The following is a 12,707-nucleotide window of genomic DNA, read 5'->3' as shown; positions in this document are numbered from 1 at the left end:
CATGTCGATCGACGTCAACAACGAGTCCGGAACCGAGGTCGACGAGCGGGCGATCCTCGACATCGCCCGCTACGCGCTCGCGCGGATGCGGATCCACCCCCTCTCCGAACTCTCGGTGATCGTGGTGGACTCCGACGCCATGGAGCAGCTCCACATCCAGTGGATGGACCTGCCGGGCCCGACGGACGTCATGTCCTTCCCGATGGACGAACTGCGCCCGCCGTCCAAGGACACCGAGGAGCCACCGCAGGGGCTCCTCGGTGACATCGTGCTCTGCCCCGAGGTCGCGAAGAAGCAGGGCGAGGAGGCGGAGACCCGGCACTCCATGGACGAGGAGCTCCAGTTGCTCACCGTCCACGGAGTGCTGCACCTCCTCGGGTACGACCACGAGGAGCCGGACGAGAAGGCCGAGATGTTCGGCCTGCAGGCCGCGATCGTCGACGGCTGGCGCGCCGAGCGGGGTCTCACCGGTCCCTCGCCCGCCCCCACGATCTCGTGAGCGTTCCCCTCGTCCTGGGCGCCGTCCTGCTGGTCGTCGTCGGCTGGCTGGCGGCCTGCGCGGAGGCGGGCATCGCCCGCGTGTCGAGCTTCCGGGCCGCCGAGGCGGTCCGCTCCGGGCGGCGCGGCGGCCAGAAGCTGGAGCAGGTCGCGGCGGATCCGACCCGCTACCTCAACGTCGCCCTGCTGGTGCGGGTCGCCTGCGAGATGTCGGCCGCCGTCCTCGTCACGTACGCCTGTCTCCAGGAGTTCCCGAGGACGTGGGAGGCGCTGGCCGTCGCCATGGCCGTGATGGTCCTCGTCTCCTACGTCGCCATCGGCGTCTCGCCGCGCACCATCGGCCGCCAGCACCCGCTGAACACCGCCACGGCCGCCGCGTACGTGCTGCTGCCGCTGGCCAGGGTGATGGGCCCGATCCCGCAGCTGCTGATCCTCATCGGGAACGCCCTGACCCCGGGCAAGGGGTTCCGCAAGGGACCGTTCGCCAGCGAGGCCGAACTGCGGGCGATGGTCGACCTCGCCGAGGCGGAGTCGCTGATCGAGGACGAGGAGCGCCGCATGGTGCACTCCGTCTTCGAACTCGGCGACACGCTCGTGCGCGAGGTCATGGTGCCGCGCACCGACCTGGTCTGCATCGAGCGCTACAAGACGATCCGGCAGGCGCTGACCCTGGCCCTGCGCTCCGGCTTCTCCCGCATCCCCGTCACCGGGGAGAACGAGGACGACATCGTCGGCATCGTCTACCTCAAGGACCTGGTCCGCAAGACCCACATCAACCGCGAGTCGGAGGCCGACCTCGTCTCCACGGCGATGCGCCCGGCGGCGTTCGTGCCCGACACGAAGAACGCCGGTGACCTGCTGCGCGAGATGCAGCAGGAGCGCAGCCACGTCGCCGTCGTGATCGACGAGTACGGCGGCACGGCGGGCATCGTCACCATCGAGGACATCCTGGAGGAGATCGTCGGCGAGATCACCGACGAGTACGACCGGGAACTCCCGCCCGTCCAGGAGCTGGAGAACGGCTGCTACCGGGTGACCGCCCGCCTCGACATCGGCGACCTGGGGGAGCTGTTCGACCTCGGCGAGTACGACGACGAGGACGTGGAGACGGTCGGCGGACTGCTGGCCAAGGCGCTCGGGCGGGTGCCGATCGCCGGTGCCTCCGCGGTGGTCGACCTGCCCGACGGGCGGCGGATCCGGCTGACCGCCGAGTCCATGGCGGGCCGCCGCAACAAGATCGTCACGGTGCTGGTGGAGCCCGTGGATCCGGAGGGGGAGGAAGAGGAATGACTCCGCAGCAGCTGAGGGATTTCTGCCTGGAGTTCAACGCGAGCGTGGAGGAGTTCCCCTTCGGTCCGGAGATCTCCGTCTTCAAGGTGCTCGGCAAGATGTTCGCGCTCAGCACACTGGAAGCGCGCCCGCTGACGGTGAACCTCAAGTGCGACCCCGACGACGCGGTGCGGCTGCGGGAGGAGTACGAGGCGGTGGTGCCGGGCTGGCACATGAACAAGCGCCACTGGAACACCGTGACGGTCTCCGGGGTGCCGGACCGGCTGCTCCGCGAACTGATCGAGGACTCCTACGACCTGGTGGCGGCGGGGCTGCCCAGGACCCAGCGGCTGCGGCTGGACCGGGCCTGAGGGCCGTCCCGCCGTCCCGCCGTCCCTGGCGGGCGCACGACGACAGCCGCCGCACCTCGCCGCGTCGTCGGAACGCCCGCATGCGCCCAGCGTGCGGGCGCTCCTCCGCCTCGCGCTGCACCGCACCGGACGCCGCGAGCTCCCGGCAGACCCTCCGGCTCACAGCACCGGGGATCGCGGGGGAGGGGCGTGCGCCGGGGCTCGTATGCTCGGCACATGACTGAGAGCACCGAACTCGGCCCCGAGGACCGCAAGATCGTCACGCTGGCGCGCAGCGCCCGCGCCCGCAACGGCGTGCCGGAGGGCGCGGCCGTCCGGGACGAGACCGGGCGCACGTATGTCGCGGGCACCGTACGGCTGGAGTCGCTGAGGCTCAGCGCGCTCCGGACCGCCGTGGCCATGGCCGTGGCCAGCGGCGCCACCTCGCTGGAGGCGGCGGCGGTCGTCTCCGAGGCCGAGACCCCGTCGGACGAGGACCGGGCCGCGGTGCGGGACCTGGGCGGCCCGGAGACCCCGGTACTGCTCGCCGGACCCGACGGCACACTGCGGCTCAGCGTGACGGCGGGCTGACGCCGGGGCCGGTCGAGGTCCCTGCGGGGCAGGGACCTCGACAGCATCTGATGGCCCATCAGTCGAGGTGTTCCGTCACCCTTGACTTCTTCTCGGCCGGAGCCGTCAATGAGCCCCCGTCGGCGCGGAGGAGCCGCTGCGCCGCGTCCCGCAGGAGGGGGCCCATGCGTCCGATCACGCATCCGACCATCCGAAGATCCGCCGCTCGAAGACGCTCCGGCCGCGGACGTCGCCTAGCCGCCGCGCTGGGCGTGGGCGCGCTCGTCGTCGCCGGGGGAGGCGGGCTCGCGACGCCCGCGCAGGCCACGGTGACGGCCTCCGTGCCGGTCGACTTCCCCACCCACTGCATCCCGCCGGACATCGCGGGCATCCCGCCGATCGACGGGACGACGAAGGCCGAGATCACCGTCGACAACGCCGTGCCGGAGGTGGGCGACACGGTAACGGTCACGTACACCGTCGTCCAGCCGGCCGCGGGCAACCCGGTCGACCTGCCGCTGCCCGCCGACATCATGACGCCCACCGGACGGGTCGCCGTCGGCGGAGCCCAGAGCGCGAGCGTCACCGTCACCGGGCCGAAGAAGAACGCGCCGGTGCCCGGCAAGGGCGCCTTCCCGTCGTTCTCGATGACCGGCACCTTCACGGTCACCGCGCCCGGCCGGATCACCCTGTCCCCCGGCGACTACAACATCCACACCAGCTACATCATGGAGCTGGACACCCCGTGCACGGTGACGGATCCGCCCGCTCCCGTCTCCGAGACGATCATCGCGACGGACGGTGGCGGACAGGTCAACGAGCGCTCCATCCGGCTCGGGGCCGCGTCCGGCGCGGCGGGCGACGCGGTCACCGTGACCGGGGCGAAGTTCACCCCGGGCGCGGCCGTCACGCTCGCGGGCCGGGCGGGCGACCGCCAGACCGCCGACACCGCCACCGTCACGGCGGACACCACCGGCGGCTTCAGCGGCCGGATCACCGTCGACGACCCGGCGACCACCGGGATCGTCGCCTACGAGGGCGATGCCTGGGACGCGGCCAGGGGTGCGGGCCCGCAGGCGTACACCGTCACCGGGGGCGGCGAGGTCCCGGACGGCAGCCAGCGGCTCACCACCTCCGTCAGGGCGGGCACCCTGTCCATGGTCCAGGACGGGGACACCGTCGGTCTGTCGGCGGTCGACTTCGGGCGCGGCGGCGCGGCCCGGGGCTCGCTGCGCACGGTGACGGTCGAGGACTACCGCGGCGGGCCCGCCGGCTGGTCCCTGACCGGAAAGGTCACCGACTTCACCGGCCCCGGCGGCGCGGCCATCGGCGCGTCCGCGCTGCGCTGGACCCCGGCCTGCGCGACGAAGCCCGGCAGCCCCAGCACCTGCGCGGCGGGTTCGGCGGGACCGGTCGGCGGCGCGGGCGCCACCCTGGCGTCCACACCGAACGGGACGGCCACCGGCGGCGAGTTCACCGTCGACGCGCGGCTCGCCCTGGACGTACCGGCGTACACCGCACCCGGCGCGTACTCCGGCGTGCTCACCCTCACCCTCACCTGAGAGGGCCCGGCCGGTGGGACCGGGGCGCGCACCCGTCCGGGCCCACCGGCTCCGGCCCGCCCCCTGCCCGGTCAGCCGGTCCCCGACCGGTCCGGCACCCACCGCCCCGGCACCCGCCCCCCGACTCATCCGGAGGCTCCGCACCGTGCGCAAGCTGTACGTCCCCCTCCTGGCCTGCGCCCTCCTGCTCACCGGCGCCCCCGCCGCCCACGCCGCGGACAACGGCAGCTGGTCGGTCTACCCGGCCGCCGCGCAGAGCGGCCGGCGCCCGTACTTCTACCTCTCCGCCGACCCCGGGGCCACTCTCCACGACACGGTCACCGTCGCCAACAAGTCGGACCGGCCGCGAACCTTCCGGCTGTACGCCGCCGACGCCTACAACACCGCCCGCGACGGCGGGTTCGCCGTCCGCTCGCGGGACGAGCGGCAACGTTCGGTCGGCGCCTGGGCGAGACCCGGCCGCGACCTGGTCACCGTGCCCCCGCACGGGTCGGTCGGTGTGCCGGTCACCATCACCGTTCCCCGCGACGCCGAGCCGGGGGACCACCCCGGGGCCCTCGTCGCCCTCGACGACCGCGTCGAACCCGCCGCAGGGGGAGCCGTCGCCGTCGGCATCCGGCAAGCGGTCGGCGCCCGGATCTACCTGCGGGTGAACGGGCCGACGCTGCCCGCGCTCTCCGTGGACGACATCGAGGTCGAGCACACCCGGCCGCTGGTCCCGGGCACCGGCCGGAGCAGCGCCGTCATCTCGTACACCCTCCACAACCGGGGCAACGTCACCCTCGATCCCAAGGTCGCCCTCCGGGCCGAGGGACTCTTCGGCCGCACCCTGCTCGCCCGCGACCTGAAGCGGATCCCGTCCGAACTGCTGCCCCGCCAGCGGGTCCGGCTGACCGAGCGGTGGGCCGACGCGCCCCAGCTGGAATGGGGCGAGATCGAGCTGACCGCGAGCGCCCGAGGCACCCGCGAGTCCGCCTCCGTCCCGTACATCGCGCTGCCCTGGCTGATGGCCGGGGTCCTGCTGGCGGTCGTCGCCGCCGGGAGCGCGGGGATCCGGCTGCGGATCCGCCGGAGGCGCGCGCGAAGCACCTGAGCCGGCCCCCGGAGGGCGCGCCGCGGCCCTCGGTACGGCGGGACCGCCGGGATCGGGGACAATGGGCGCCATGAGCGTTCGACCTGACACAGAAGCCGCCGTACAGCAGGGCGCGGACCACGCACCCCACCGGGCCGGCTTCGCCTGCTTCGTGGGCCGCCCCAACGCGGGCAAGTCCACCCTCACGAACGCTCTGGTCGGCCGGAAGGTGGCGATCACCTCCAACCGGCCCCAGACCACCCGGCACACCGTGCGCGGCATCGTGCACCGCGAGGACGCGCAGCTGGTCCTGGTCGACACGCCCGGCCTCCACAAGCCGCGCACGCTGCTGGGCGAGCGGCTCAACGACGTCGTGCGGACCACCTGGGCCGAGGTCGACGTCATCGGCTTCTGCCTGCCCGCCGATCAGAAGCTCGGCCCCGGCGACCGGTTCATCGCCAAGGAACTCGCGGGCATCAAGAAGACCCCGAAGATCGCGATCGTCACCAAGACCGACCTCGTCGACTCCAAGCAGCTCGCCGAACAGCTCCTCGCCGTCTCCCGCCTCGCCGAGGAACTCGGCTTCGAATGGGCCGAGATCGTCCCGGTCTCGGCGGTCAAGGACAACCAGGTCGGTCTGCTGGCCGATCTGATCGCCCCGCTGCTCCCGGAGAGCCCCCCGCTCTACCCGGAGGGCGACCTCACCGACGAGCCCGAGATGGTCATGGTCGCGGAGCTGATCCGGGAGGCCGCGCTCGAAGGCGTGCGCGACGAGCTGCCGCACTCCATCGCCGTCGTCGTCGAGGAGATGCTGCCCCGCGAGGGCCGCCCGGCGGACCGGCCGCTGCTCGACATCCACGCCAACGTCTACATCGAACGTCCCAGCCAGAAGGGCATCATCATCGGCCCGAAGGGCAGGCGGCTGAAGGAAGTCGGTACGAAGTCCCGCAAGCACATCGAGGCGCTGCTCGGCACACCCGTCTTCCTGGACCTGCACGTGAAGGTCGCCAAGGACTGGCAGCGCGACCCCAAGCAGCTGCGGAAGCTGGGCTTCTGACCCGGTGCGCCGAGGGCCCGGGGCCGACGCCGCACGAGCCGTCGGCCGGGCGCCCGGTCAGACGTGGGCCCGGTCCCCTCCCGGCCGCCTCACGCGCCCTCCTTCAGGACGCGTGAGACCAGGGCGCGCTGCGCGTCGGTCAGCCGGGGGTCCGCGCAGTGCACCGAACGGCCGTCCACCGTGATCCGGTACTGGAAACCGTCCGGCACGCCCCGGGGCGGGGAACCCCGGCCCGCGGCGAGCGCGGATTCGGCCAGGGCCTCCCACTCCGCGGCATCGGCCCGTCCGGAGGTGTCGACCTCGCCGTTGCGTGCGATACCGGCGAAGCCGCCGGTCCTGCTGACCTGAATCCGCATGCGGTTGTCCTCCATCGCCGGACGGGCCGGGGCACGGGCCCTGTCGTCATCGCCGGACGGGCCGGAGCCCGGTTCCGATCGTCCTGCGCGGCCGGCCCGATCCTCCTAGGTGGTCGGAACGCCCACCTCCGACCACGCCTTCAGCACCGCTTCGGTCTCGTCGCCCTCCCCGAAGCGGTCACGGGCGGCGCCCACCGTCAGGCGGGCGAAGTCCGCGAAGTCCGCGTCCACGGCCAGTCGGCCGCCCGTGAGCACATCGAACCAGATCTGCCCGGCCCGTTCCCACGCGTTGCCGCCGAGCGCCGTCGCCAGCACGTAGAACGCGCGGTTCGGAATGCCGGAGTTGAGGTGCACCCCGCCGTTGTCCTGACCGGTGTGGACGTAGTCCTCCATCTTCCCCGGCTGCGGGTCCTTGCCGAGCACGTCGTCGTCGTACGCCGTGCCCGGTTCCTTCATCGAGCGCAGCGCGACGCCCTGGACCTCGGGGGCCAGCAGGCCCGCGCCGATCAGCCAGTCCGCCCGGTCCGCGCTCTGGCCCAGCGTGTACTGCTTCACCAGCGAGCCGAAGACGTCGGACACCGACTCGTTGAGCGCGCCGGACTGGCCGTAGTAGCTCAGATTGGCGGTGTACTGGGTCAGGCCGTGCGTCAGCTCGTGGGCGATCACGTCGATCGGGAGGGTGAAGTCCAGGAAGATCTCGCCGTCGCCGTCGCCGAACACCATCTGCTCGCCGTCGAAGAAGGCGTTGTTGTACTTCTCGTCGTAGTGCACGGAACCGATCAGCGGCAGTCCGCTGTCGTCGATCGAACGGCGGCCGTACACCTTGAACAGGAGGTCGAAGGTGGCGCCGAGCCCCGCGTACGCGCGGTTGACGCTCGCGTCCTGCGTCGGCTCCTCGCCCTCGGCGCGGACCTTGGTGCCGGGCAGCGCGGTGCCGTTCCGGCAGTCGTACAGCGTCCGGTCGGGCGTGTCGGACGGCTCGGCCCCGGCCGCGCGGGTCGCGGACGGGGCGGTGACCGTCGCCAGATGGCGGCGGGTGCGGCGGGCGGCGTCGCTCTCCAGCGTCCGCCGGGCGCGCCCGGCGAGATCGGGGTTGTCCGAGCGGGAGAGCTTGTCGAGGACATGGGGCGGCACGATGGTGCAGAAGACGGGGCGGAACCCGTTCTGGGAGTGAGGCTGCATACATCCGACTGTGGCAGCACGTAATCGGCTTGTCGCTGGTTGCGACGGTGGTTGGTCAGATGGAGTGATCGGCCGCGCCGGGTGTTTCGAGTGCCCGACCGCGCAAAGAGGTTCCGGCCCGTACGGCCCCGTTGCCGCACGGTGATCCCGATCCCGTACGGCGGTCGCGATTCCGCATAGTGATACGGGTCGGACGCATCAGGCGTATCTCGGCTACTGTCGACGCATCATGCGTTTCGGGCTGCTTCTTCTTAGCTGCCGCGGCGAGGGCCTGTAGTCGTAGGCCGACCCCCTCCCCGCGGAGTCTGGTGGTGCAGCGACACGTCGGCCGTCCCATTGGTTGGACCCCGAGGAGCCGCACGCCATGACCACCGATCGCCCCGCCCCGATGCCTGCCACGACCGCCGTCGGACGTCCGACGCCGATCACCAACGCCACCGGGATGCAGAAGCCGTCCGGGATGCCGATCCACAAGTACGGCCGGTACGAGGCCGTCGACATCCCCGACCGCACCTGGCCGGACAAGCGGATCACCGTCGCGCCGCGCTGGCTCTCCACCGACCTGCGCGACGGCAACCAGGCCCTGATCGACCCGATGTCGCCGGCCCGCAAGCGCGAGATGTTCGACCTGCTCGTCCGCATGGGCTACAAGGAGATCGAGGTCGGCTTCCCGTCCTCCGGAGAGACCGACTTCGCGTTCGTCCGCTCGATCATCGAGGAGGGCGCGATCCCCGAGGACGTGACGATCTCCGTCCTGACGCAGGCCCGTGAGGACCTGATCGAGCGGACCATCGAGTCCCTGGTCGGCGCCCGACGTGCCACCGTGCACCTGTACAACGCCACGGCCCCCACCTTCCGCCGGGTCGTCTTCCGCGGCTCCAAGGACGACATCAAGCAGATCGCCGTCGACGGCACCCGGCTGGTCATGGAGTACGCGGAGAAGCTGCTGGGCCCGGAGACGATCTTCGGCTACCAGTACAGCCCGGAGATCTTCACCGACACCGAGCTGGACTTCGCCCTGGAGGTCTGCGAGGCGGTCTGCGACGTCTGGCAGCCGGAGGAGGGGCGCGAGATCATCCTCAACCTGCCCGCCACCGTGGAGCGGTCGACCCCGTCCACGCACGCGGACCGCTTCGAGTGGATGTCGCGGAACCTGACCCGTCGCGAGCACATCTGCCTGTCCGTCCACCCGCACAACGACCGCGGCACCGCCGTCGCCGCCGCCGAACTGGCCCTCATGGCCGGCGCGGACCGGATCGAGGGCTGCCTGTTCGGCCAGGGCGAGCGCACCGGCAACGTCGACCTGGTCACCCTGGGCATGAACCTCTTCTCGCAGGGGGTCGACCCGCAGATCGACTTCTCGCAGATCGACGAGATCCGCCGCACCAGCGAGTACTGCAACCAGATGGAGGTCCACCCGCGCCACCCCTACGCGGGCGACCTCGTCTACACCGCCTTCTCCGGCTCCCACCAGGACGCCATCAAGAAGGGCTTCGACGCCATGGAGGCCGACGCGGCCGCCCGGGGCACGACCGTCGACGAGATCGAGTGGGCCGTGCCGTACCTGCCGATCGACCCGAAGGACGTCGGCCGCAGCTACGAGGCCGTCATCCGGGTCAACTCGCAGTCAGGCAAGGGCGGCATCGCCTACGTCCTGAAGAACGACCACAAGCTCGACCTGCCGCGCCGGATGCAGATCGAGTTCTCCCGGATCATTCAGGCCAAGACCGACGCCGAGGGCGGCGAGGTCACCCCGGCGCAGATCTGGTCCGTGTTCCAGGACGAGTACCTGCCCAACCCCGAGAACGCCGCGGCCCAATGGGGTCGCGTACAGATCCGCTCCGGCCAGTCCACGACCGGCTCCGACGGCCGGGACACCATCACCGTCGAGGCGACGGTGGACGGCACCGACACCGTGCTGACCGGCACCGGCAACGGTCCGATCTCCGCGTTCTTCGAAGCGCTGCAGGCCATCGGCATCGATGCCCGCCTCCTCGACTACACCGAGCACACCATGAGCGAGGGCGCCAGCTCCCAGGCCGCCTCGTACATCGAGTGCGCCATCGACGGACGGGTGCTGTGGGGCATCGGCATCGACGCCAACACCACGCGAGCCTCGCTGAAGGCGGTCGTCTCCGCGGTCAACCGCGCCGGCCGCTGACCGGCCCGCCCGACGGCCTCCACGACCGCACGGCCCAGGACCCCGCCCCCGCTCCGGCCGGGGGCGGGGTTCGGCCATCTCCGGGGTTGTGACGATCGGGGTACTGACGACACCTCACGACTGTGGTTAACATCACGTCCACGCGGCAATGTTGCCGGAGGGGGCACCTCCCGTGCCCTTGGGGCCACGGGGGAGTTACGGAGGTGTGCGACGTGCGGTCAGCCCTGGGACAACGCGCCATGAAGCTGCGCATCTGCGGCATCCGCACCGTCTGGGACGCCGTCGGTGACGGCGAGTTCTTCTGCCCCGGCTGCGGCGGCGACCGCAACTACCGCAGGCTCACCGGACGCCGCCGCTTCGCCGTGCTCGGCGTGCCGATGCTGCGCCGCGGCACCATTGGACCCGTCGTCGAATGCGCCGCCTGCCGGAGTCACTTCGACACCGATGTGCTCGACCACCCCACCACCACCCGGCTCTCCGCGATGCTCCGGGACGCCGTCCACACGGTCGCCCTCGGCGTCCTCGCGGCCGGCGGCACCACCTCCCGCACGGTCCTGCGGACCGCCGCCGCCACCGTGCGCGGGGCCGGTTTCGACGACTGCACGGAGGAACAGCTCTCCACCGTCGTCGAGGTCCTCTCCGCCGACATCGGCCACGGTTCCGCCTTCGACCCGGCGGCCGAGGCGTGCGGCGCCGCCCTCGCCATCGAACTGCACGAGGCGCTGGAGCCCCTCGCCCCGCACCTGGCCCCCGCCGGACGCGAGGCGATCCTCCTCCAGGGCGCCAGGATCGCCCTCGCCGACGGCCCCTACGGCCCGTCCGAGCGCGAGGTGCTGACCACGGTGGGCGGGGCGCTGCGGATCTGCGCCGAGGACACCGCCCGGCTGCTGGCCGCGGCGGGCCGCACCCCCTCCTGACCGCTCCTGCCCGCACGCCCCTCCGGGAGCCCCGCCCGGGAGTGCGGGTGAGAGGCCCCGTCCCCGTACCGGACAATGGACGCATGAGCTTGTTCCGGGACGACGGCGTGGTGCTGCGCACGCAGAAGCTGGGCGAGGCCGACCGGATCATCACGATCCTCACCCGCGGCCACGGCCGGGTGCGGGCCGTCGCGCGCGGGGTGCGGCGCACGAAGTCCAAGTTCGGCGCCCGGCTGGAACCCTTCTCCCACGTCGACGTGCAGTTCTTCGCCCGGGGCAGCGAGCTGGTCGGCCGGGGGCTGCCGCTCTGCACGCAGAGCGAGACGATCGCCCCGTACGGTGGCGGCATCGTCACCGACTACGCCCGCTACACCGCCGGCACCGCGATGCTGGAGACCGCCGAGCGGTTCACCGACCACGAGGGCGAGCCCGCGGTCCAGCAGTACCTGCTGCTCGTCGGAGGGCTGCGCACCCTCGCCCGCGGCGAGCACGAACCACACCTCGTCCTCGACGCCTTCCTGCTGCGCTCGCTCGCCGTCAACGGCTACGCGCCCAGCTTCGAGGACTGCGCGAAGTGCGGCATGCCCGGGCCGAACCGGTTCTTCTCCGTCGCGGCGGGCGGCATCATATGCGGCGACTGCCGGGTGCCCGGCAGCGTCGTACCCTCGACCGAGGCCGTCGGCCTGCTGAGCGCGCTGCTCACCGGCGACTGGGAGACGGCGGACGCGTGCGAGGCGCGTCATGTCAGGGAGGGGAGCGGACTGGTGTCCGCCTATCTGCACTGGCATCTGGAGCGCGGGCTGCGCTCACTGCGGTACGTAGAGAAGTGACACAGGCGGATCAGGCACGGATCCGGCATGGATCAGGCACAGGGAGCGAGACAGTTCATGGCAGTACGCGGGATGCTGGGCGGCCGTAACCGACGCGACTACAAGACCCCGGAGCCGCACCCCTCCGGTGCCACGCCCCCGAGGATCCCCGGCGAGCTGGTGCCCAAGCACGTGGCCATCGTGATGGACGGCAACGGCCGCTGGGCCAAGGAGCGCGGCCTGCCGCGCACCGAGGGGCACAAGGTCGGCGAGGGCGTCGTCATGGACGTCCTCAAGGGCTGCATCGAGATGGGCGTCAAGAACCTCTCGCTGTACGCGTTCTCCACGGAGAACTGGAAGCGGTCCCCGGAGGAGGTGAAGTTCCTGATGAACTTCAACCGGGACGTGATCCGCCGCCGCCGCGACGAGATGGACGAGCTGGGCATCCGCATCCGCTGGGTGGGGCGCATGCCGAAGCTGTGGAAGTCCGTGGTCCAGGAGCTCCAGGTCGCCCAGGAGCAGACGAAGGACAACGACCGGATGACGCTGTACTTCTGCGTCAACTACGGCGGCCGGGCCGAGATCGCCGACGCCGCGCAGCGCATCGCACAGGACGTCGCGGCCGGGAGGCTGGACCCGTCCAAGGTCAACGAGAAGACGTTCGCGAAGTACATCTACTACCCGGACATGCCGGACGTCGACCTGTTCGTCCGCCCCAGCGGTGAGCAGCGCACGTCCAACTACCTGATCTGGCAGAGCGCCTACGCCGAGATGGTCTTCCAGGACGTGCTGTGGCCGGACTTCGACCGCCGCGACCTGTGGCGGGCCTGTCTGGAGTACGCCCAGCGGGACCGGCGGTTCGGCGGCGCCGTGGAGACGGCCCCCGCGCCGAAGGGCTGAGCGG

General features: G+C 71.7%; 13 protein-coding genes. 11 read left to right on the top strand and 2 right to left on the bottom strand.

Going from position 1 to position 12,707, the window contains the following annotated elements:
• Position 1: 1 nt before the first annotated feature.
• From ybeY to era, 7 genes are all read left to right on the top strand, one after another.
• The gene (ybeY, locus tag AB0E67_RS09335) at positions 2–499 is read left to right on the top strand and encodes an rRNA maturation RNase YbeY (RefSeq protein ID WP_362023061.1); all 498 of its coding nucleotides are present in this window, start codon (positions 2–4) and stop codon (positions 497–499) included.
• Entirely contained in the window at positions 496–1,788 is a 1,293-nt protein-coding gene (locus tag AB0E67_RS09330; protein ID WP_362023058.1) for a hemolysin family protein, read from the top strand. The genes ybeY and AB0E67_RS09330 overlap by 4 nt, the downstream gene beginning before the upstream one ends.
• Entirely contained in the window at positions 1,785–2,138 is a 354-nt protein-coding gene (locus tag AB0E67_RS09325) for an MmcQ/YjbR family DNA-binding protein (RefSeq protein WP_362023055.1), read from the top strand. Before AB0E67_RS09330 ends, AB0E67_RS09325 begins: the two co-directional genes overlap by 4 nt.
• A 216-nt stretch (positions 2,139–2,354) precedes the next feature.
• Complete coding sequence (locus AB0E67_RS09320; RefSeq protein WP_362023052.1) at positions 2,355–2,708, top strand: cytidine deaminase; 354 nt, start codon at positions 2,355–2,357, stop codon at positions 2,706–2,708.
• Between the two features lie 251 nt (positions 2,709–2,959).
• On the top strand, positions 2,960–4,249 hold the full coding sequence (locus AB0E67_RS09315; RefSeq protein ID WP_362023604.1) for a beta-xylosidase: 1,290 nt from the start codon (positions 2,960–2,962) through the stop codon (positions 4,247–4,249).
• Between the two features lie 145 nt (positions 4,250–4,394).
• Entirely contained in the window at positions 4,395–5,342 is a 948-nt protein-coding gene (locus AB0E67_RS09310; RefSeq protein ID WP_362023049.1) for a DUF916 domain-containing protein, read from the top strand.
• Positions 5,343–5,403: 61 nt separating this feature from the next.
• Positions 5,404–6,378: a GTPase Era gene (gene era / locus AB0E67_RS09305; RefSeq protein WP_362023046.1), complete on the top strand. Its 975-nt coding sequence runs from the start codon at positions 5,404–5,406 to the stop codon at positions 6,376–6,378.
• 89 nt (positions 6,379–6,467) lie between these two features.
• Here era and AB0E67_RS09300 read toward each other — a convergent pair whose 3' ends face one another.
• Entirely contained in the window at positions 6,468–6,734 is a 267-nt protein-coding gene (locus AB0E67_RS09300; protein ID WP_362023043.1) for a protealysin inhibitor emfourin, read from the bottom strand.
• A gap of 105 nt (positions 6,735–6,839) precedes the next feature.
• Complete coding sequence (locus tag AB0E67_RS09295) at positions 6,840–7,916, bottom strand: M4 family metallopeptidase (RefSeq protein WP_362023040.1); 1,077 nt, start codon at positions 7,914–7,916, stop codon at positions 6,840–6,842.
• A 364-nt stretch (positions 7,917–8,280) separates the two neighbouring features.
• Here AB0E67_RS09295 and leuA point away from each other — a divergent pair, with 364 nt between their 5' ends.
• From leuA to AB0E67_RS09275, 4 genes are all read left to right on the top strand, one after another.
• Positions 8,281–10,077: a 2-isopropylmalate synthase gene (gene leuA, locus AB0E67_RS09290; RefSeq protein WP_362023037.1), complete on the top strand. Its 1,797-nt coding sequence runs from the start codon at positions 8,281–8,283 to the stop codon at positions 10,075–10,077.
• A gap of 239 nt (positions 10,078–10,316) precedes the next feature.
• A complete protein-coding gene (locus tag AB0E67_RS09285) occupies positions 10,317–10,994 on the top strand; it encodes a TerB family tellurite resistance protein (protein ID WP_362023601.1) in 678 nt (225 codons plus the stop codon).
• Between the two features lie 83 nt (positions 10,995–11,077).
• Positions 11,078–11,824 carry a DNA repair protein RecO gene (recO, locus tag AB0E67_RS09280; RefSeq protein WP_362023033.1) on the top strand — a complete coding sequence of 249 codons (747 nt, stop codon included), beginning with the start codon at positions 11,078–11,080 and terminating at the stop codon, positions 11,822–11,824.
• A 57-nt stretch (positions 11,825–11,881) separates the two neighbouring features.
• Entirely contained in the window at positions 11,882–12,703 is an 822-nt protein-coding gene (locus tag AB0E67_RS09275; RefSeq protein WP_362023030.1) for an isoprenyl transferase, read from the top strand.
• The last annotated feature ends 4 nt before the right edge of the window (positions 12,704–12,707 follow it).

Source organism: Streptomyces sp. NPDC032161 (assembly GCF_040636995.1).
Lineage (GTDB): Bacteria > Actinomycetota > Actinomycetes > Streptomycetales > Streptomycetaceae > Streptomyces.
This window is presented reverse-complemented; position numbering and strand designations above follow the sequence as displayed.

Excerpts from the sequence above, each read along its gene's own strand:
- ybeY (WP_362023061.1), top strand. The coding sequence starts at position 2 with ATGTCGATCGACGTCAACAACGAGTCCGGAACCGAGGTCGACGAGCGG.
- AB0E67_RS09325 (WP_362023055.1), top strand. The coding sequence starts at position 1,785 with ATGACTCCGCAGCAGCTGAGGGATTTCTGCCTGGAGTTCAACGCGAGC.
- AB0E67_RS09320 (WP_362023052.1), top strand. The coding sequence starts at position 2,355 with ATGACTGAGAGCACCGAACTCGGCCCCGAGGACCGCAAGATCGTCACG.
- recO (WP_362023033.1), top strand. The coding sequence starts at position 11,078 with ATGAGCTTGTTCCGGGACGACGGCGTGGTGCTGCGCACGCAGAAGCTG.
- AB0E67_RS09300 (WP_362023043.1), bottom strand. The coding sequence starts at position 6,734 with ATGCGGATTCAGGTCAGCAGGACCGGCGGCTTCGCCGGTATCGCACGC.
- leuA (WP_362023037.1), top strand. The coding sequence starts at position 8,281 with ATGACCACCGATCGCCCCGCCCCGATGCCTGCCACGACCGCCGTCGGA.
- AB0E67_RS09275 (WP_362023030.1), top strand. The coding sequence starts at position 11,882 with ATGGCAGTACGCGGGATGCTGGGCGGCCGTAACCGACGCGACTACAAG.
- era (WP_362023046.1), top strand. The coding sequence starts at position 5,404 with ATGGGCGCCATGAGCGTTCGACCTGACACAGAAGCCGCCGTACAGCAG.
- AB0E67_RS09295 (WP_362023040.1), bottom strand. The coding sequence starts at position 7,916 with ATGCAGCCTCACTCCCAGAACGGGTTCCGCCCCGTCTTCTGCACCATC.
- AB0E67_RS09285 (WP_362023601.1), top strand. The coding sequence starts at position 10,317 with ATGAAGCTGCGCATCTGCGGCATCCGCACCGTCTGGGACGCCGTCGGT.